This window comes from Lactobacillus sp. ESL0679 (assembly GCF_029433515.1).
In the GTDB taxonomy this organism is placed as follows: Bacteria; Bacillota; Bacilli; order Lactobacillales; family Lactobacillaceae; genus Lactobacillus.
Window position 1 is genome coordinate 50899 of record NZ_JAQTIG010000002.1, and the last position, 21857, is coordinate 72755.

General features: G+C 39.1%; 7 protein-coding genes. 4 read left to right on the plus strand and 3 right to left on the minus strand.

Annotated elements, in window-relative coordinates; all coding sequences use genetic code 11:
• Nucleotides 1-359: 359 nt before the first annotated feature.
• Nucleotides 360-14411, plus strand: a complete 14052-nt coding sequence (locus PT287_RS03285; RefSeq protein WP_277132552.1) for an SLAP domain-containing protein — start codon at nucleotides 360-362, stop codon at nucleotides 14409-14411.
• A 154-nt stretch (nucleotides 14412-14565) separates the two neighbouring features.
• Here the strand turns inward: PT287_RS03285 and PT287_RS03290 are convergent, their stop codons facing one another.
• The 3 genes from PT287_RS03290 to rpsD all read right to left on the minus strand — a co-directional run bounded on the left by PT287_RS03290 (nucleotide 14566) and on the right by rpsD (nucleotide 17017).
• Nucleotides 14566-15870, minus strand: coding sequence for a replication-associated recombination protein A (locus tag PT287_RS03290; protein ID WP_277132554.1), 1305 nt, complete (start codon nucleotides 15868-15870; stop codon nucleotides 14566-14568).
• Nucleotides 15870-16334 (minus strand): YueI family protein, encoded by a 465-nt coding sequence (locus PT287_RS03295; RefSeq protein WP_277132556.1) that lies wholly within the window; start codon nucleotides 16332-16334, stop codon nucleotides 15870-15872. Before PT287_RS03295 ends, PT287_RS03290 begins: the two co-directional genes overlap by 1 nt.
• 71 nt (nucleotides 16335-16405) lie before the next feature.
• Nucleotides 16406-17017, minus strand: coding sequence for a 30S ribosomal protein S4 (gene rpsD, locus PT287_RS03300; RefSeq protein ID WP_277132558.1), 612 nt, complete (start codon nucleotides 17015-17017; stop codon nucleotides 16406-16408).
• A gap of 343 nt (nucleotides 17018-17360) precedes the next feature.
• Here rpsD and ezrA point away from each other — a divergent pair, with 343 nt between their 5' ends.
• The 3 genes from ezrA (at nucleotide 17361) to thiI (ending at nucleotide 21596) form a co-directional block, all read left to right on the plus strand.
• Nucleotides 17361-19076 carry a septation ring formation regulator EzrA gene (gene ezrA / locus PT287_RS03305; protein WP_277132559.1) on the plus strand — a complete coding sequence of 572 codons (1716 nt, stop codon included), beginning with the start codon at nucleotides 17361-17363 and terminating at the stop codon, nucleotides 19074-19076.
• A gap of 141 nt (nucleotides 19077-19217) precedes the next feature.
• Nucleotides 19218-20375: a cysteine desulfurase family protein gene (locus PT287_RS03310; RefSeq protein ID WP_277132561.1), complete on the plus strand. Its 1158-nt coding sequence runs from the start codon at nucleotides 19218-19220 to the stop codon at nucleotides 20373-20375.
• Nucleotides 20376-20378: 3 nt separating this feature from the next.
• A complete protein-coding gene (gene thiI, locus PT287_RS03315) occupies nucleotides 20379-21596 on the plus strand; it encodes a tRNA uracil 4-sulfurtransferase ThiI (RefSeq protein ID WP_277132563.1) in 1218 nt (405 codons plus the stop codon).
• Nucleotides 21597-21857: the final 261 nt, after the last annotated feature.

The following is a 21857-nucleotide window of genomic DNA, read 5'->3' on the forward strand; positions in this document are numbered from 1 at the left end:
TTATGATTAATTATAATTTTAAAGTTATTACAATATTTTGGCAATGAGTAGTGTTATAAGCAAAATGATTAACAAAAAAATAAGCTGCCAATTATTTTTTATTGATAGAATGCTGGTATATAGGCGTTATTAGCTTTTAAACAATAATTTAAAAGTTGGAGCTATGATATTTTGGCATAAATGAAGAAGTTGATTTTTTATAATAAAAATCATGTTTTGTTAATTGCTAACTATTAATTTGCACATTTGTAACTATTATTTATATATAAAATAATATAAGTAATAATGTATTATATTTGAAATTATCTAGCTATGATTTACAATGGTACATGTTGATTTTTATGTAACAAGGAGTATTTATGTTAGGAAAAAATAATTTTAACGAAAGATTACGAAAGATGGAAATGCAAGCTAAGCAGGACCATTTTTCAATCCGTAAATTAAGTATTGGTGCTGCCTCGGTATTACTTGGCTTTACTTTCTTTGGCCTAAATAGTCAAAGCGTACAAGCAGATACATTGACTTCACAACCTCAAGTAAAAGAAGCAACTCCTAATACATCTACAGGTAATAAGTTGCTGACAGATAAGCAAGTGACGGTAGCTAAAAGTACTGCCCCAACTACTACACGGCAACCAGCAGAAAAAACTGCTAAAAGTGCACAAAAACTTGATACTTATACTAAGTTAAGTAAGTTTTTACGTGATTCAGATGCTGCAACTGTTACGGCTAGTGCTGGTAGTGTAACGGAGTCAAGTAAGCCAAGTACTGCTAATACCGCCACTTCAGCAACTGCTGCAAGCGTTAAACCTGAGCAAAAGCCAATAGATAATCAACCTGCTGATATTACTAACGGTGTAGCAGTCACACCTACTACTGCTAAACCGGTGGCTACTCAGCCTGAGCCAAAACCTGTTGTTCCTGCTGCAAGCGCAGTAGATATTACAACGCCAGGACAAGCCATATCTACTAATAAACCAGTCACAGTTGATTCTGATAAGCAGCCGACTGTACAAGATGGAGTAGTAGCTTATAATGGTTTGTCTGAACTTACGAGTGAAGAAAAGCAAGCTGGTAAGGTTTTGCATAATTATGATACGACTAGTGATTCGACAGTTTATATTGGTAATTGGGATGACTATGTAAAGGCGTTAGCTAATCCTAATATTCATAATATTGAGCTTATCAATAACATTAATGCCCCAACTGCTGATCCAAATAATACTAATGATCATCCTATTGCTACAGCGCAGCGGCAACTAGTCATTGAATCTAATAATAAAGATGGTAAAATGCCTGAAGGCGGATATATCATTAACTATAAAGGGTATGATTCGCGTAACAATAGTAAAGGGGTTAATGGTACATTAGATGTAACTTACCGTAACTTACAACTATATTCGCAGACATACTTGGGCTTATGGAATACTGTTGACAATGGGATGAATGGTAATTTCCCTAAGAAAATTACTCTAGAAAATATTACTTACCAAGGTGCTCAGATTATTTATGCCGGTAACTATACGGAAGTACATATTAAAGGCAAAGTTGATGTAGCTTCAGTACCAACTTATGTTTCACCACTTGATAATTTAACTTATAAGTCACAAGAAAATAGTCAACAAGTTTTTGAATTATCACATCAAGGTGACAGCTTAATTTTTGAAGCGGGATCACAATTTACGGGAACTTCTTCACGTGATAACGTTATTGAAATGAACAATGGATCAAGTGGTACAACAGTTTGGAAAGATCCGCAAGGTACAGTGCATCAGCTAGATAATGAATCTAAGATTGTTCTGTCAAGCGCTAACGGTGATTTGCCGGCAGCTCAAGTAACTTTAAATCCTCGGGGAGTTTCAGCAGCTAATAATGCAGCTCCGTCAGCAACAGGAATAGCAGCGGCGATTAATATTTCTGGTAATAATACTGTTGGGGAGGTTAATATTGAAAATGGTGCTACATTAACAATTAATAACACTCCAGCTGTTAACACTAGTGTTAAAGATAATGGTTCCACAGCTGCAATCATGTTAGTCTCCCCTAAAGTTAATATGAACGTACAGGGAATAATTGATATTAAGACTAATAGTAATATTAATACTGCTTCAAAAGATAACGGTGTTCCTACAGCAGGCTATTTAGTTTACGATGGTGGTAATTTAACGATTAGACGTGGTGGGGTAATTAATATTGCCGGATCGCAAATGGGTACTTATTCCGGCACTTTACTTTACATTGGACAAAAAGCTTATCTAGATAACGGTTCAATCAATATTCATCTGGATGGTGATAATACTGTTGATGGCGCCGGAACTGGTGCAATTATCTTAGTTGACGTTTCTAATTCAGGATCATTAACGGTTGATAACCCTGAAAGTTTGATTTTAAATGCTGCTAATAATACTAATCCTGGCACCAGTATTATCGGTGATAGTGAAATTGATATTACTAACATTCGGCAACAGTTTGATTTTAGTAAAATAATTCCCGGCTTCCCTAAAATAACTTTACCGCCATTTCATGTTTTACGAGTTAAGAAAACAAACGGCTCTATCAGTGTAGTTCAAGATGATAAAACGAAAAAGTTGGGAATCGAAGTCTTAAATGGTAAGTCCCATATTGACGATGCCCATATTAAGAAGCTTACTGATGCTTTAAAAGGAGAGCCAACAGTTGCCGTAGTTCTTGCTAAGGCCTTGGGACAGGATGTTCCAACTAATCCAGCGCAATTAACACCAGATATAGTTAATAGCATTGTTGCAGGAGTCAAAACTGCCTTAGAAAATATGAAAGCGGTTAGTTTTGACCAAGTTTTTGCGCAAATTATCACTCAGGCATTTTCAGATCCTACTAACCCTGGTTATAACAACATTACAATGTTACCGGCCAACCAAAAGGGATTCTTGGATATCGCAGATGATGATGGCAATTTAGGTAAAGCCTCATACCACCAAAATGATGATGGTTCGATGACGGTTAGTGGTAAGATTGTTAACTTTAGTAATTATGCGGTAGATGAACCAGATAACTTATTTAATGATGTAATGCCAACAGGAACTAATGCTTACGTTGCCGTAAGTGTCAATGGTGGTAATTATTATCAAGATGACAAGAATCAAGTAGCCGATCCTTACCAGTATACTGATGACGGTGAGAATGGCGTAACCAATGATTTGCCGCATACTTATGTAGTTATGGCTAACATGGATGCTAAGAGTCCAAAGTATGGTACTTTTAGTTTTACTTTACCAGCAGATGCTTATCATAAGGGCGATCAACTGCAAATAGTTCCTGAAGCTAACTTTATTAGTTATGATCCTAATGATCCTGCTGGTACACACCAAACGGTGGGCTTAAATAATGGAATTCTAACTACAGAAGAAAAGCAGGATCAGGCAGCCAATACTGTTATGCAAGCAGCTAACGCAGCAGTAAGTCAAGTCCAAGCTGCAGCAACTGCCGATCCGGATAAATCACCAGCACATCAGCAAAAGTATATAGACTACGAGACAGCTATTAATGCTGCGGCTAACGCGGCTACTGCTAAACCGACACTGGCAGATGGTACGGCTAATCCTAATTACGATGCAGCAAAATCTGTCTATGGTGCAACTGATTTTGCCATGATCAACCAAGCTAGAGATACTGCTAAGAATAGCATTAATGCTGCGACTAACCAAGCACAAGCTTATAGTGCTATTCAACAATATCTGCAAGCTGGCAAGGACGACTTAGCAAAGCTCGGTTTGACTACTGGTTTTCCAAGTGAAAAGTTAGTTGAACAAATCAATGATGAAATTGCTTCGGTTAAAGCCGATGGTTCTAACAAGGATAGTGTTGAAACAAACCTTAAGAATCAGGTACTTAACGAATATCAAACTGAAGTTAAAAATTCACTAACTTCATATGGTCCAAGTGATGCAGATTTAAGTAAGTTGAATTTGCCGGATCAAGCATACGTTGCTGCAATTGATAAGTTACGAAATCCTGATAATATTGCGCAACAATTAGCAAGTACACCATCAACAGGTACTACTGCCGATTTCCAAGGTAGTCAGTTGATTAATAATAATAAGACTGCAATTGATTTAGCAGCAGCTAAGGCACAGGCTACCTCCGAGTTAAATGATTATGCGCAAGCACAAACTGCAGCTTATCCGGATTTTGCCACGGCAATTAGCCAAGCACAAAATAATTATCAAACAGTTATCAATAATGAAACAACTCTTAATAATTTACAAGATGCTAAAGGCACTAACGCTAATGAAACTAACCGAGATCAAGTTACGGATGTTAAGAATGGGATGACAGCTGTTGATCAGGTAATTACAGGCTATAAGTCTAATTTAAAGCAACACTTGCACCAGCAACTTACCGGCGGTACCGAAGGCACTACCACTTATCCTAACTTGGCTGATGAAATTAATGATTTACAGGGTTATTTGAATGGTACAGGAATAGGTACTAACCTTGATATTTTAGATGGAATTAAGCAGCTTAAGCAGGAACTTAGTGATGCTACTGCAATTGCTGCTAATGGTGGCGCGATTGATAGTGCTACTACAGGACAGGATACTGCTAAACAAAACCAGACAGCTCAGGCTTTAATTGACGATGTTACTAAGCGGATTGCGGCTCTTAATAAGTTAAAAGCTGCTGCTGATCAAGCTAAGCACGATGCACCAAAGCAAACACCGGCTATCAATGAAGCATTGGCTAAAGCTGCTAAAGATGTCTTTGCTGCTGCTAATGATACTAATGGCAAAACACCAATTGAAACTGCAGCTAATCAGGGAGTAACTGCAATTAATAATACTGTTAAATATAGTCAAGCAGAAGATGCAATTGATAAAGCTTATGATGCTGCTAAGCAAAAAATTAAAAATTCTGGCTTGAATGCTACTGATCAGAAACCATATTTAGATGATCTGAATGCAGCATATCATGCAGCAACGGACAAGAGCAGTAAGGATTCAATTTTTAATACAACAAATCCTGCTTACATTATTAACAGACAAAATGCAGCACTTAATAAGTTTAATAGTGCTGCAGCTAAGGCAGAAGTTGCTAACTATGCTAACCAAGTAAAGCATGATTTAGGGATCACAGGTCCTAATGCTGACATTGATCAGGCGTTAGCCGCAGCTAATAATCCTAATTCTGGTACGCTTGATCAAGCCGCAGCTAATAGCACTGGTAACTCGACTGATATTATGGATAACGCTACGGGTATTACTCAGGCAGCTACAGCAGCTAAGGCCAAAATTTTAGCCGCAGCTAAGCGAGTTGCTAAACAACAATTAGTTGATAAGGAAAATGCTGTTGAAGCAGCGTTAGATAATCTTTCAACTTTGAAGGATCCGGAATTAAGCAAGGCTAAGCAACAAGCTAAAGATGTGATTAGTAAGGGTGATGGCACCGGTGCGCAAGAAAAAGTAGACGCTGCAACAGATGAAAGTACTGTAGCATCTGCATATCAAGATGGAATTGCGGCACTTAATAACATACTTAGTCAACAAACAGATGCAGATAATCGTGCACAAGCTATTCAGGCTGTTAAGGACAAGCAAAGTAAAGCTATTGCTGATTTAGCACAGACTACTGGCAAATATGCTGATTTAACGCCTGAACATCGTCAAGATTTAGTTAATGCGGTTAATACTGCTGCAGCAGCAGGAATAACTGCAATTAATACTGCAGCCAGTGATCAGGTTGAAACAAACAAAAACACCGCAATTAATAATATTGATAAGGTTTTAGTTAATGCTACAACAGAAAATAAAAATGATAAGCAGGATAAGGATACTGCAATTAACAATGCACGTAATGATGCCCTTAGCGATTTAAAGGATGCTTATGTTGCTGCACAAAATGCAGTTAATTCATTCCCCGCGGATCAAGTAAGCTCTACTAAAAAGAATAAAATTTTAGCTAAGATTAATCAGGATTATAAGGCTGCACAAAATGCAATTAATACTGCAACTAATAAAGATGATATTACTAGTGCAGAAGAATCAGGTGCTTCGGCTATTAACGCTGATGCTAAGGTGGCTGAACTTGAAGCAGCTAAGTCAATTGCTATTACTTCTTTGAATGATGAACAAGCTAAGGATACTAAGACAGTTGATGATGCTCTTGCTGCTAATAAAATTACACAGCAACAACATGATCAGATGATTGATCAAATTAATAATTATCATGATACTGGCGTTAATGATATTAATAGTGATGCGACAACTACTACCGATCAAATTAACAAGTACTGTGGTACTTCTATTGATGCTATGTCGGGTGTAGCGACTGGTGTTAATGATACGGCTTTGGCTAACGCTAAGGATCAAGCCAAGCAAGATCTTAAGGCACTTGCTAATCAAGTTAAGCAACATATTAATGATTTAGCTAGTCTAGGATCCGATGAAAAGAATAACCAATTAGCGCAAGTTGATGCTGCATTGGCAGCAGCTGCAAGTGCCGTTGATGGTGTTAATAGCGCTAATGATATTAATACAGCATATAATGAAGGTAAAAGTAATATTTTATCTGTCCAATCAGCAGCTGATTTACAAAATGCTCAAAATGCAGGCAAACAAAAATTAGATAATCAGCAAACAACGGTTAATAACGCAATTGATGCGTTAACTAGCTTAGATGATGCAAGTAAAGCTGCTCTAAAGCAAAGTGTTCAACAAGCGTATGACTCTGCCCTTAATAAAGTGAACAATCCTAATCCAGCAAATCCAACTCAAGTTGCTAAGGATACCGATGCTGGCTACAATGCCATGCAGTCAATTTTGGATAATGCACAAGGTCTTGATATTGTTAAGCAAAATGATAAAACAACTCTAGATAATGCTGCTCAAGAGGCTAACGATCGGATTGATCAATCTGATTTAACTGCAGAACAAAAAGCTGCTGCTCATGATGCAATTAATCAAGCACGTGATGCTGCTAAGAATGAGATTGACAAGGCGACTACCGATACAATTGCTAAGGTACATGCTGCTAAGCAAACAGGAATGGACAATATTACAGCAGCAGAAAATAAAGCCAACAGTAAATATCTCGCTGACTTAAAACAAAAGGCTGATCAGAAGATTGATGCCACTTGTGATACTGCTAAACAAGATTTAGCAACTGAATTTAATGATTTAACTCCTGATGAACAAGTAGAAGCTAAGCCAGCCTTTGATGCGGCTAATGCAGCAATTGAAACTGCACGGACTCAAGGTAAACAGGCAGTTGCAGCTTCTAATAATAAACAAGAAATTGATATGGCAACTAATACGGCTGTCACGACGGTTCAAACTGCTGAAACTCCAGCATATTTGGTTTCAGCTCAAGTTAAAGGTAAGCATACGATTAAGGATTATGGTGACCAAATTAAGGGTGAGTTGCCTAATCCTGATAGTACTGATGGTGCAGCAGCAATTGCTGATTTGGTAAATAATGCAATTGCTGAAATTACTACCACTGATAAAACACCTACTGACGTAAAGAATACTGTCAAAAAGTATCAAGATAAGATTGATGGGATTAAGGCAACAGCTGATTCAACCCATAAAGATGAAATTGCTAAAGCTAAAGATGCTGCTTATACTGCTTTAGAACATAAGTTAAATGGCGATGGCACTAATAAAGGAATACTTGATGAGCTTGAAGGCTTAAAGGATCATTTAACTGGTAGTCAATTAGCCACTTATGAACAACAGATTAAGAATATCCTTGACACCACACAAGATAATGTTAAGGGTGACGCTGATGTTCCGTCTATTAATCGTGATCGTGATAATGGTCTTGATAATATTCAACAAGTATTAAATAATGCCAAATTGCAAGCTGCCAAGAATGCTGCTAATAAACAATTAAGTCAAGATGCCCAAAATGCAATCAAGCAAATTAACGGTATGCCTAACTTAACCAACAAGCAGAAGCAAGACGCAATTGGCAAGATTAATAATGCGATTGCTAAAGATAAAGCTAGTGGTAGTGAATATCAAATTAATGCTGCCCAAGATAAGAACACGATTGATGGTATTGTCGCAAGTACGGAACAAGCAATCAACAGCATCGTTGATAATGCATCAAATACTGATTTTACTACTGCTCAGCAAGTAGCTAAAGATAGTTTAGCCGCAGAAGCTGACAAGCTTAAGAATAGAATTAAGGATGACTTGGCTGCCAAACCGCAGAAATTGAGTCAGACACAAGCTGATGATTTAACTACACAGATTACTAATGCGTTAAATACTGCAGAAGGTAAAATTGATAAGGCAACGAGTCAGTCTGAAATTAACCAAGCAGAAACTGCTGGTGAAACTGCCTTGGCAACGGTAGGTGATAATATTGATAAAGATGAAGCGCAACAATCAAATCTAGAACAGATCAATACTGCTGTTAATGCCGCCAAGGATAAAGTTGATGCCTATCTTGCTGAACACTCGAATATGACAGAGGAACAAAAGCAGCATGTTTATAATCAGTTAGCTGCGATTAGTAATGCTGTTAATGAAAGTATTAATCATCACCGTGAAGATGACGATGATGCAATTGCAAATATGAATCAGTCAGCTATAGATGGTATTAACCAGTTAAACAACTTAATGAGTAATTGGGATGCTAAAGAACAGGCCGTACAAAAATTGAAGGGTCATGGTCAGGCTGCTCAGGATACAGTGACAACTACTAATCCAGATTATGCGACCTTAACACCTACACAAATTGCTGCAGCGCAAAATGCCATTCATGAAGCACAACATCAAGGTGAGAATACAATCTTTGGTTTGGATACTTCTAAGAATAAGCTTGATTCTGCTGAACAAGATGGTGAAACTGTAATTGATAATGCTTTATTGCCATATAAGTTGCTAAATAAACAAAATCAAGAGACTAGTGCTCTTAATCAACATGCTAAGAAGCAGTTGGCAGCTCTTGAAAGTTTGGCGCAAAGTCCCGATAATCCAGAAGGTTTAACGCCTGAAGAACTAGCATCTTATCAACAGCAAATTGAACAAGCGCAAAATGCCGCCGCTGAAAATATTGGTCAAGTGAGCTTGCCAACTCCGGCTAATATGGCTGATTACGAAACAGGTAAAAATAAAGTTGATCAAGCCGAAACTGCTGGTGAAACTGCAATTGATCAAATTATTAATAGTGCCAAGCAAGGGGCTAAGAAGCGTCAAGAAATTGCAGCGGTTCAACAAGCAGCTCAACAAGCTGACCAAGTAAATGGTGTTGATCAAGCCGCTGTCGCAGCGATTGTGAATGCAGCTACAACAGCAATTAATGCTACTTCAGATACTACAGGAGCTAATGCACCTGAAGGAATTAAGGAAAATGCAGTTGCGGCAATTAATAAGCTAGTTGATCAAGCTAAAATTAATAGTTCTCAGCATGATACGACTAAGTCATTAGATCAAGCAAAAGCAGATGCTGAAGCAATTATTAATCGTTCACAATTAACTACTGAACAAAAAGCTGCTGCTAAAGAAAAGTTGGCAAGTCTTTATGATAATGCTCAAAAGCAACTAATTGCTGCTAATAAAGATCAAAATGGCCAAGTTCTTCCAGCAGATGCTTATCAGGCAGCAGCCAAGCAAATTGTTGCTGGTTACCAAAAGTTGGTTGATCGAGTTCTTAACGAAAATAGTGACACTTCTTATCCGTGGTTTAATAATGAGGCCACTAATGCTTATAACGATTTGAATGGTAAATGGCAAGGGATTAAGCAGGGATTAACTGCTACAGAGCAAGATAAATATCGAGACTTAATTAATACTGTCAATGATAGCTTGGCTAAACTTGATAAGACACAAACAGGTCATGATAATACAATTAAAGATGCAACAGAAACTTATGATGCTGGACTAACTGCTTTTAATAAGTTGCAGGCTATTAAAGACGTCGAAGCAGCTCAAGCAGCTGCTAATACGTCTATTGCTGAAAATTCAAGTTTAAATGCTGCTCAAAAGCAACCATATCAAGATCAAATTAATACTAATGCCCAAACAGCTATTAATAATATTCTCGGAGTAACCCCAAGTATTAATGATACGGTGGGTAACCAAGACAAGATTGCAGCAGCTGCAGGTAATGTCATGAATGATCTTAATACGATTGTCAATGGTGCTAAGGATGAAGCTGCTGGTCATCTAGCTGATGCTAAGACAGCGGTCAAAGCTAAGTTGGATGCTGCTTATGAAGCAGCTAAAGCCAAGTTAGGAGTGGCTTACAAGCCAGGCAGTGAATTAGATCAAGTGCATGAACATGAAGTTGAGCAGCTTAATGGGTTGTCATTAGCTGGACTTAATGATCCTAATACGGTTGAACAGGCAATTAAGAATATTAATAAGGCTGCTGTTGTCGAAGCAGCTACTTATGCTAATGATCAGATTGATCATTTAAAGCACGAAGATGGTTCAGATTATACCTCAGATGAGAAGACTGCATTGAAAGCTGCGGTTAATAGCGAAGTCACTAAGGCTAACGATGATACTCAGGGTACAATTTCTACTGGTACTATTATTCCAGATACGGTTACAACTGCACGTAACAACGCTATTGATCAAATAGGTAAAGATTATACTGATCCAGATGTGATTAATCAGATCTTGAATAACAATGAACAAGTTCAAGTTGACCGTGCAAAAGCACAAGCGCAAGCAGATATAGCTGCTGCTTATGAAGCAGCTAAGGCTAACTTACCTGATGGTGCTGATACGACTAACTTAGATAATGCGTACCTTAACCATAAGATAGTAATTGGTAATAATTCTGCTGCTATTAAGGAAGCTGCACGAAAAGCCGAACAAGCAATTGCTCAAGGTGCTGTAAAAGATGCTGCTCAAGCGGCTAAGAATGAGATTAAGAATTCAAAGCATGAAGATGGTTCAGCTTATACTGATCATGAACAAGCAGCTTTGAATAACTTAATTGATAGTAATGTGCAAGCTGCTGATGAAGCGATTGAAGCCGCCCAAGCTAATCCAAGCCGTATGACTGCTCTGCAAGCTTCTAAGAGCAAAGACAATTCAATTGTCAGTGGTGCATTAAACAATGCCTTAAATGTCATTAGTGCTAATGGTACTGGTAATTCCGAAGCTGACAAAGAAGCTTTGAATAGTGATCCTGCTGTTTTAGCTGATGCTAAAGCCAAGGCTAAGCAAGAAGTTACTGCTGCAGCTAGTGCTGCCAATGATGCAGTTGATAAGCTGACTAATCATCAAGATGGCACACCTTACACTGATGCTGAAAAGCAAGCAATTAAGGATGCCATTCAAGCGGAAGTTGCCAAGGCTAATGATGATAAGGGTACTATTGATAATGCTAATTCAGTACCTGATGTCAACACTGCTAAGCAAAATGCTCTTGATGCTATTAATAAGATTAAAGACGCATGTACGAATAATAATGGTAGTGTTCTGGATCCAATTATTAGTGCTAATGAAGCTGTTCAACAAGAACAAAAGAATAAGCAAGCTGCACAAAACGCTGTAATTACTGCTGCTGATAAGGCTCGTCAAGACATGGGCGTTGCTAAAGGTAGTGATGAAGCTAAGGCAATTGACCAAGCAGAGCAAGCAGCTTTGAATGCAATCAATCAAGTAACAGATGACAAATATACTAATGCAGAAAATACAGGTTTAGCTGGTATAGTTGATTCTGAAAAGCAAACAGCTCAAGCCCAATTAGCCGCAGCGGAGAACGCAGTTGAAAGTGCGATTGATCAGGATACTGGTTTGAGCATGGCTGATAAGGCAGCTGCTAAGCAAAGTGCACAGGCAGCTTTACAAGCAGCAGTGGCCTTAGTTAATCAAGTTGAAAGTACTGATACAACGGGGGCAACCGTAGATGCTAAACAAGATGAGCTAAAGAATGCTTATAATTCAGCTAAATCACAATTCACACAAGTTACTACTAATGCTGGCAATTTAAGTAATATTAAACAAGCCGCTAAAGACCGGCTGCAAGCAGCTCACGATGCAGCGATTGCTAATGGAGTAGCTAAGGCAGCTGCTGATAGAGTTCAAACTGCAGCTAACAACATGATTGATCAGGCACAAGACGAGGCAGGAATCAATCAAGCTGAAGTTAATGGTGAAAAAGAATTAGCTAAGTTAGAAGTTCAAGCAGCAGCTGATACAGCTAATGATAAGATCGATCACTTAAAGCATGAAGATGGCAGTAATTATACTGAACATGAAAAGCAAGCCTTAAAGGATAAAGTTAAACAAGATCAAACTGCAGCAACAGCCGCTATTGATGCGAGTGAGACAGTGGCCGAATTAGGACAGTCCAAGAATGATGGCATTAAGCAAATTAATCAAGATAGTGCTAATTTAGAAACAGTTAATAATATTCTTGACCATAATAAGCAAGTACAACTTGATCGGACACTAACTGCTGCCAAGAATAAGTTGCAGTCAGCCTACAATTCTGCTAAGAATAAATTGGGTAAAGGTGCTGATACTACTAAGCTTGATGCTGCTTATCAAACTGCTCTTACTAATTTACAAGCAGATTCACTAGCTGATCTTAAGCAAACAGAACTAAATGGTGAGAAAACCATTGCTAAGGGTGCTGTTGAGAGTGCCTATGATACAGCAGCTCAAAAGATTGCCCAAATGTGGCCTAATGATCATTCACAAACGGCTAAAGATAAGAAGCAAGCTTTGTTGAATGCAATTTCAGATTTACTGCGTGATACCAATATTTCTGCTACTGGCACCATTGATCAGGCAAATGAGTCGGGAGCTATTTCGAGTGCTCGTGATACTGCTATTGATATGATTAATGAGTTAAATAGTAATCAAGCCAAAGTTACTGATATTATTAATCATGATCAAGTAGTACAACTTGATCAAAAGTGTGATCAGGCTATTGCTAATGGTGCTGATCAAGCTAGGGTTCAACAAATTCGCGATGAAACTACTGATAAAATTAAGCAGGCTTTGCAGAATGGTGATCATGAAGCAGCTCAAAAGTATGAATTAGCGGGTGAAAAAGAAATTGCTAAACTTGAAGTTCAAGCAGCAGCTGATCAGGCTAAGGATAAAATTGATCATTTGACAACCAAGCCAGATGGGAAACCTTATACTGAAGCCGAAAAGAATGCATTGAAAAATGAAGTTATTCAAGAAATTACGCAAGCTGAGACTACCGGTGATACTAAGATTGATGATGATCAGACTGATACGTCTAATAAGGTTAATCTAGCTAAACAGGAGGCAATTGCTCAAATTAATAAGTTGCTTGCTGGGGATCATTTAACTGCAATTATTAATAATAGTATTACTGTTGCTAAAGATAATGCTAATCAAGCAATTGCAGTAGCGGTTGCAACAGCAAATGCAGCAATTGATGCTAATAAGAATTGGAGTAAAGCTGAAAAGCAAGAACTAAAAGATCGTGTTAAGCAAGATGCCGAAAAGGGTCGAGCTAAGATTAAGACGGATCAAGACATTATTACTATTAATCATGATCGTGATACGACTATCAATCAGATTAAGCAGGATTACACGGATCAAGCAACGATTATTGGTATTATTGGTACTAATTCATCTAGTACACCAATAACTAATACTTTGCCAGCTGCTAATAAGGTAACTTTGATGCACAATGCTTACCTTTATGATGAAAATGGTAACCGTGCCAACAAGATTGACTTGAAGGCTGGCTCAGTAGTCACGGCTTATGGCAAGCAAAAGATTAATGGTACAGAGTACTTCGTCTTGATTGACAAGGGTGCTAATAATCAGAAGTACTACTTGGTAAGCACGAATATAACTAGTGTGCACAAGACTTTGACGCATAATGCCTATGTCTACAACAAGTATGGTCAAAGAATTAAGTCTCGTCATGCATTGAAGAAGGGCACGACAATTGCTACATTCGGAAGTGCTGTTACTATTGAAGGTCGCAAGTACTACATTACTGGTGAAAACAAATACGTGAGAGTAACTAACTTTGCTAGTGATTCGACAGCTGCCACTAAGACAGTTAAGCCGCAAGCGACAGTTGCTCCAATTAGTGACAAGCCTGATGCTCCAGTTGAAAAGAAGATTATGCATAACGCATATCTTTATAATGAACAGGGTATCCGCACTACTGGATTGATATTTAATGCTGGTTCAGTAATTACAACAACTGGCACTAAGTCAATTGATGGCGAAATTTACTACGGACTTGAAGACGGCTTGTATGTCAAGGCTGCTAATATTGATGCCAAGAAATTAAAGTTGAAGCACAATGCTTACATTTACGGCCAATATGGTAATCGTAAAGGTAAAAAGGTGCTTAAGAAGTCTAAGTCAATTAAGACTTACGGCAGTGCAATTTCAGTTCACGGTAAAAAATATTACATTACAGCCAAAGGAAAATTAGTTAAGAAAGCTAACTTCAATAAGAAGTAAACTTTAGATAAGAAAATGCCCCAAATTGTTAAAATGACAATTTGGGGCATTTTTTGTGTTGCTGATGAAAAAAATATATTGACTTTTCAGGGGAGCAAGCTAAAGGACACAAAAATCCGCTAAAACTTTTAAGTTATAGCGGATTTTTAATTAGTTATTTTCGTTTAAGACCATCTTCCTGCATTTGGTGCAAAACTTGGTACTGTTTCTTGAAGGCTTTTTCAATTTTAGAATTACCTTTAGGAGCAAAGTATTGCTTGCCAACCAATTTATCAGGTAAATATTGTTGTGCAATCCAGTCATTAGGGTAGGCATGAGGATAAGTATAACCTGTGCCGTGACCTAACTTCTTGGCACCAGAATAGTGGGCGTCTTTTAGATCGGCTGGGATTGCGCCAATGTCATTTTTGCGAACATCGTTAAGGGCCGCGTCAATTGCCGACATTGCACTGTTGCTCTTAGGTGAGAGTGCCAGTTCAATTACGGCGCTAGCTAAGGGAATTCGCGCTTCGGGGAAGCCCAGACTTTGAGCGGCTTGAATAGCAATGATTGCATGTTGCGCCGCGGCGGGATTGGCTAAGCCAATGTCCTCATAGGCAATGACACTTAGGCGGCGACAGATTGAGACCAAATCGCCTGATTCAATTAATCGTGCTAAGTAGTGCAGAGCTGCGTCGGTGTCAGAACCACGAATTGACTTCTGAAAGGCTGAGACAAGGTCATAATGGCCATCGCCATTGGCGTCAAAGTTCTGGCTGCGCATTTGAATGGAATCAGCCATTTCTTGCTGAGTAATGGTGAAGTTGGTGTCTTCTTTTTCGGCCGCAATTAGCTCTTGCTTGGTTGACCTAACAGCCAGCTCCAAGCCGTTTAAGGTTGCTCGCAAATCGCCATTACCTTTTTGAATTAGCAACTTTTCGGCATCATTTGTCAGTTTTACTTGGTAGTCCCCCAGACCATTTTCCTTATCGGTTAAGGCTCGGTTAATCGCTTTGGCAACATCATTTTCAGCTAATGGTTTCAGCTCGAAAATTTGGCAGCGAGAGCGAATGGCGGGGGAAATCGAGATATAAGGATTTTCAGTTGTTGCCCCAATCAGAATAATTTGCCCAGATTCAAGCAGCGGCAGAAGATAATCCTGTTTAGTTTTGTCCAAACGGTGAATTTCGTCTAATAGCAAAATCACGGTGCCGCTCATTTTGCCCTCAGCGGCTACTTGTTCCAGCTGCTTTTTACTATCTGTTGCGGCATTTAACTTCCGAAAGGCATACTTGGTTGAGCCGGCAATCGCGCTGGCAATGCTGGTTTTACCAATTCCCGGTGGCCCATAAAGGATCATCGAGGAGAGCAGCTTGGCTTCAACCATTCGGCGAATAATTTTCCCGGGACCAATTAGGTGCTGCTGGCCGACAACTTGATCAAGATTTTGCGGACGCATGCGGTAAGCTAACGGCTTCATTAATTGCCTCCATGAAAGAGCCGATGCCAGAAGCCAGACTTCTTTGTCGTTTGGTCTAATTCCATCTTCGGCATTTCTTGTGGATAAACTTGTCCAATCTCGACGCGCATCTTATTGATGGCGGTCTTGGCGACAACAAGAACAGCAGTGTCTTGAGCACCAGTTCGAGCAGTATCGTTATTAACTAAGGTGAAGGGAATATTGTACTGCCCGCATTTAGCTTCGATTTGATCCAAAAATTCACCGGTTAAGTTGCCATTAATTAAGATTGAGTAATCATGATAATCGCCAAAATGGTCTAAAAAAGTTGCGGTCAATTCTGGCTTTTCAACTTCAGTATTGTCCATTCTAACTAATACGCGCTCACGCAACGATCCTAAGAAACGGCGGCGCTCGTCGGGTTTAGTTTGTGGGGTAATTCCTTTAGCGGCATTTTCAACGCGAGTATTTAAATCTTCTGTCATGGCTGAAAATTTCCTTTCTTGGGTAGCAAAAACCCCTCTCCAAAGTGGAAAGGGGCATGCCAATGTAGAAATTAAAGTAACTTGTTGTAGTATTCAACAACTAGGGCTTCGTTAATTTCTGGTTCCATTTCATCACGTTCTGGAAGACGTACAAGAGTACCTTCCAATTTGTTGTCATCAAATGAAACAAATGATGGACGAGTTACGACTGCTTCAAGAGCATCTTTAACTTGTTGTAAGTTCTTTGACTTTTCCTTCAAGCCAATTGTTTGACCAACTTTAACTTCGTATGAAGGGATGTCAACGCGCTTGCCATCAACAGTAATGTGACCGTGGTTAACTAATTGTCTAGCTTGTTGTCTAGTAGTAGCTAAACCTAAACGGTAAACAACACTGTCCAAACGACGCTCTAACAAGATCATGAAGTTAGTACCGTGTTCACCTTCACGAATCTTACCAGCTTGAGTAAACAAAGTTCTAAATTGACGTTCGTTTAAACCGTACATCCAACGAAGCTTTTGCTTTTCGTGCAATTGCTCGCCGTATTCTGATAAACGACCACGTGAGTTAGGACCATGTTGACCAGGAGCATAGTTACGACGACTAATTTCCTTGCCAGTACCTGAAAGTGAGATACCTAATCTTCTTGAGCGTTTCCAACTTGGACCTGTATATCTTGACATAAAATCCTCCAATAAAATCTGATAACAGTTTCTGGAGTAAAATATTACACATAAGTTCAACATTCGTGCATCTTAATTTTCATTTTCGCCTGTTGCAGCGTCGGTTACTCGTTCACTAAAACGTATTAAGATGTTGACGTTCTTGTCACTTATAGCTGCAAATATTTTACACGAAATTAATTATATCGGTGTTAAGCCGCTAAAGCAAGGAAAAAGGTAATTTTAACTTCTTTTGTACTTAAAAAGGGATATTTTAATAATTAAATTGCAGCTATCTTTAAAACCAGGCCCCACAGCAAGTAAGAAATTTGCTATAATAAAGGGTAGTTTTGGAGGAGAAATTATGTCACCAACCCAATCTATAATCGTAGTAATTGTAGTTATGCTTATCTTAATTGCTGTTGCCTTTATGCTCTACATTAATCGCCGGCAATTGCGTGCAATTTTAGAGTTAGACGATTTAATTACTAAAATTGAAAAAATGCATTTAAAGCAGGATATTGACCGGTTAAATAAGATGGATCTTGCCGGCGAGAGCCTGACAACCTTAACAACTTGGCGCAAGAGCTATGAGGAAGCAACGAGCAAGAAAATTCCGCAGGTACAAAAATTGCTGGAGCAGGCAGCTGACGAGAATGTTCACTATCGCTTGTTTAAGTCGCACCAAAATATTAAGCAGGCTCAGCAGATCATGAAGCAGACTTTTGATGATGCCAAGAATACTAAGGACGTTTTTACAGAACTACTTGAATCTAACCGAGAAAATCAGGTGCAGTATGATGCCTTGATCAAGGTTTATCATGAATTGCGCAAGAATGTTTTAGCTGATTCGTTTGATTATGGTACGGCAATCGATCAGATTGAAAATGACTTGTCAAATTTGGAGAATGACTTCGCTGAGGCTAAGAACTTGTCAGCGCAGGGCGATCAAGTTGAGGCCAAACGGATTTTGTCCAAGATCAAGGCATCTTTGGCAACAATGCAGCAAGAACTACCGCAAATTAAGCAAGGTCGCCATGAGCTAGATTCTGTCTTTCAAGATCAGCTGCAGGAGTTGTCGGAATCTTATAAAAAGATGATTGCCAATAAGTACTACATTACTGAAATTGATGTCTTAGGTAAGATTAAAGAGATTCGCGGACAGATTACTGAAGCAGGACAATTTTTGACAGAATTAAAACTGACAGAATTGTCTAACTATATTAAGGAGATTAAACAGGAAATTGCTGCCCTCTATGATGTTCTGACTAAAGAATACAAGGCACGGCCATTTGTTGAAGAAAACCAAGATAAAATTCAACGGTTATTAGCACGTGAACAGGTAGAATCTAAGAACTTGGTTGCTAAATTGCGCCACATCGATGAAAGCTACGAACTGACACATGGTGAATTGGCTAAGAGTCGGCAACTGGAGCAGGAAGTCAACGACATGAACCGGAAATATACGGTTGACACGCAAAATGTGGCTGATGGTAAAGGTGTGTTTTCAGCGATTAAGGATTCGTGGCTGGGGATGCTGGAGCGTTTGCGCGAGATTGGTGAACAGCAAAAGCAAATGGCACAAGATGTCGATGGTCTATATGATTCCGAAAATGTGGCTAATGACTCAATCAACCGTTTTAAGCAAGAGGTATCTCTTGTGTATCGGCGGTTAGAACGCAAAAAGTTGCCGGGAAATCCTGATACCTTTGTTCAAATGTATACCTTGGTAATCAACGAGATTGGTCATGTTGCTAAGGAATTAGGTGAAGTTAGAATTAACATGGAAAAGATTTCTAACGAGTTAATTCAAATTTCTGACGACGTTGAGCGTTTGAAACGTGAAGCCGATGACATCATTAATTCAGCAGATTTAGTTGAATTGACCATGCAGTATGCCAACAAGTATTCTGACAATGATGCAATTAAACGAGCGCAAAAGAAGACGATGCAGCTTTATAGTCAGGAGTACAACTATAAGGAAGCTTTAGACACAATTGCGACGGCAATTGAGAAGGCTGAACCTGGATCATATCAGCGGTTAGAGAATTTGTACTATTCTGATAAAAAGAATGAATAAAGTTTAAAAACAATTTTAGGAAGATCCTAGAATTGTTTTTTACTTTAAAATGATTATTAATTGAAGCAAAACTATATTTAAGTTACAATTTATAAGTTGAAGAAGTGGCTCAGTGGGCCTTTTTGAGGGGGAGTAAAGTCTGTGATTTATTTTGACAATAGTGCGACAACTAAGATCGATCCGGCAGTGTTAGCTACTTATGATCAAGTTGCACAAAACATTTGGGGGAATCCGTCTAGTTTACATAAAATGGGCGATCGCGCGTTTCAATTATTGACGAGTTCGCGCAAGCAAATTGCCAGTTTGTTAGGTACTAAACAGGATGAAATTTTCTTTACTTCTGGTGGAACTGAATCCAATAATCTGGCAATTAAGGGAACAGCAATTCAGAAACGTGAATTTGGTAAGCACATCATTACTTCAAGTGTGGAACATGCTTCTGTTGCCAACGCGTTTAATGCCTTAGAGAACTTGGGCTATCGGGTTACGCGGCTTCCGGTTGATAAAGAGGGTCGCGTGAACGTTAATGATTTGCGCAATGCCATTGATACGGACACAACCATGGTTTCAATTATGGGTGTCAACAATGAAATTGGGACAATCCAACCGATTGAGGCCATCAGTGATTTACTAACCAACTACCCAACAATTCAATTCCACGTTGATAATGTTCAGGCTCTTGGGAAAAATATTTGGCCGCGAGTATTTACTCCGCGTGTTGACTTGTCGAGCTTATCAGCACACAAGTTCCATGCGCCACGTGGTATTGGTATTTTATATAAAAAAGAAGGCAAAATGCTGTCGCCACTGCATGATGGTGGTGGCCAAGAAAAAGGTTTGCGGTCTGGTACGGAAAACTTACCGGCAATTGCGGCAATGGCGAAGGCTGTGCGCTTATTGCTGACTGATGAGGCCGCTAAAGCTGACCGCGAAGCTGCAATTAAGCAAAGAATTGTTAATTATTTGCAAGATAAGCCGGGAATCAAAATTTTCTCACCGGTCAGTGCCGGCTTTACACCACATATTTTGTGCTTTGCACTTGAAGGGATTCGGGGAGAAACCTTGGTGCACACGCTAGAAGAATATGATATTTATACGTCAACAACTTCTGCCTGTGCTTCAACTAAGACTGATGAAGCCAGCACCTTGGTGTCAATGCACGTTGACGACAAGATTGCGACCAGCGCAATTCGGCTAAGCTTCGATGAGAGTAACACAATAGAAGAAGCTGATGAATTTATCGCTGTCTTTGAGAAGATTTACCAGCATTTTGCTAAAATTAATCATTTGGGAGAATAATTAATGGAATATACGGAAATTATGGTTCGTTACGGCGAGCTATCGACAAAAGGAAAGAACAGAAAGGATTTCATTGGCAAGCTTGCTGGTAACGTAACTAAGGTGTTGCGTAATTTTCCAGAAGTTGAAATTCACCCGCGACATGACCGGATGCATATTGTACTTAATGGGGCACCATTTGCTGAAATCGACCAGCGTTTGAAAAAAGTGTTTGGTATTCAGACTTATTCGCCGACAATTAAGATTGAAAAAACGCTGCAGGCAATTGAAGAAACGTCGTTGGCACTGATGAAGAAAACTTTTAAAAAGGGCATGACCTTTAAAGTTAATACTAAACGCAGTGATCATCATTTTGCTTACGATACAAACGAATTAAACTCACTTGTTGGTGATTATTTATTTGAAAACATGACCGACTTAAAGGTAGAAATGAAGCACCCAGACCTTGTTCTGCGAATTGAAGTTCGTCAAGATGCGATTTATATTTCTAACCAATTATTACACGGTGCTGGCGGGATGCCTGTTGGTACCGGTGGTCGTGCTGTTATGATGCTTTCAGGTGGGATTGACTCACCAGTTGCGTCATACTTAGCGCTTAAGCGCGGCGTTGATATTGAAATGGTTCACTTCTTTAGTCCGCCATATACTACAGAAAAAGCTCTAAACAAGGCAAAGGAATTAACCGGGATTTTGGCAAATTATGCTGGTCGCATTAATTTTATTGCCGTTCCGTTTGCGGAAATTCAGGAAACAATCAAGGAAAAAGTGCCGGAAGGATATTTGATGACGGTTCAACGGCGGTTTATGCTGCGTCTAGCTGATAAAATTCGGGCTAAGAGAAATGAATTGGCAATTTTCAATGGCGAATCCGTTGGTCAAGTTGCTTCACAAACCTTGGAGTCAATGCTGGCAATTAATGATGTGACGACAACTCCTGTTGTGCGGCCAGTTGCGACAATGGACAAGACCGAAATTATTCGTTTGGCTGAAGAAATTGGCACCTTTGATTTATCTATCAAGCCATTTGAAGATTGTTGTACAATTTTTGCGCCGCCACGGCCTAAGACCAAGCCAAAAGTTGACAAGGCGCGTGAATATGAAGCACGCCTTGATGTTGACGGCTTGATTGAACGCGCTCTTGCAGGGATCAAGGTTACGGCAATTTATCCGAATGACAAGTTTTTAGCTGATAAAGCTGAAGAAGATGCTGCATTACTATAAAAACGTGCTATAATAACTAGCAAAGCAATAACTAAGAGGTATTAACTTTATAGACAGAGAAAGGCTAAAATGGTGCGAGGCCGAGAGTTAATTGGTAGCTTGGTTTTTAACTGATTGACTGAACTAATAGTAAGTTGATCCGGCAGAATTCGCCGTTATCACGATGCAAGAGAAGCAATAAAATGCTTAACTTAGGTGGTACCGCGGTTAGTAAATCGTCCTAGATCCAAAATCTAGGGCGATTTTTTTATTATCAGAAAG

What these genes read in the sequence shown, in the direction of transcription:
- PT287_RS03285 (WP_277132552.1), top strand. Translation starts at nt 360, where the DNA reads ATGTTAGGAAAAAATAATTTTAACGAAAGATTACGAAAGATGGAAATG.
- rpsD (WP_277132558.1), bottom strand. Translation starts at nt 17,017, where the DNA reads ATGTCAAGATATACAGGTCCAAGTTGGAAACGCTCAAGAAGATTAGGT.
- PT287_RS03295 (WP_277132556.1), bottom strand. Translation starts at nt 16,334, where the DNA reads ATGACAGAAGATTTAAATACTCGCGTTGAAAATGCCGCTAAAGGAATT.
- PT287_RS03290 (WP_277132554.1), bottom strand. Translation starts at nt 15,870, where the DNA reads ATGAAGCCGTTAGCTTACCGCATGCGTCCGCAAAATCTTGATCAAGTT.
- ezrA (WP_277132559.1), top strand. Translation starts at nt 17,361, where the DNA reads ATGTCACCAACCCAATCTATAATCGTAGTAATTGTAGTTATGCTTATC.
- thiI (WP_277132563.1), top strand. Translation starts at nt 20,379, where the DNA reads ATGGAATATACGGAAATTATGGTTCGTTACGGCGAGCTATCGACAAAA.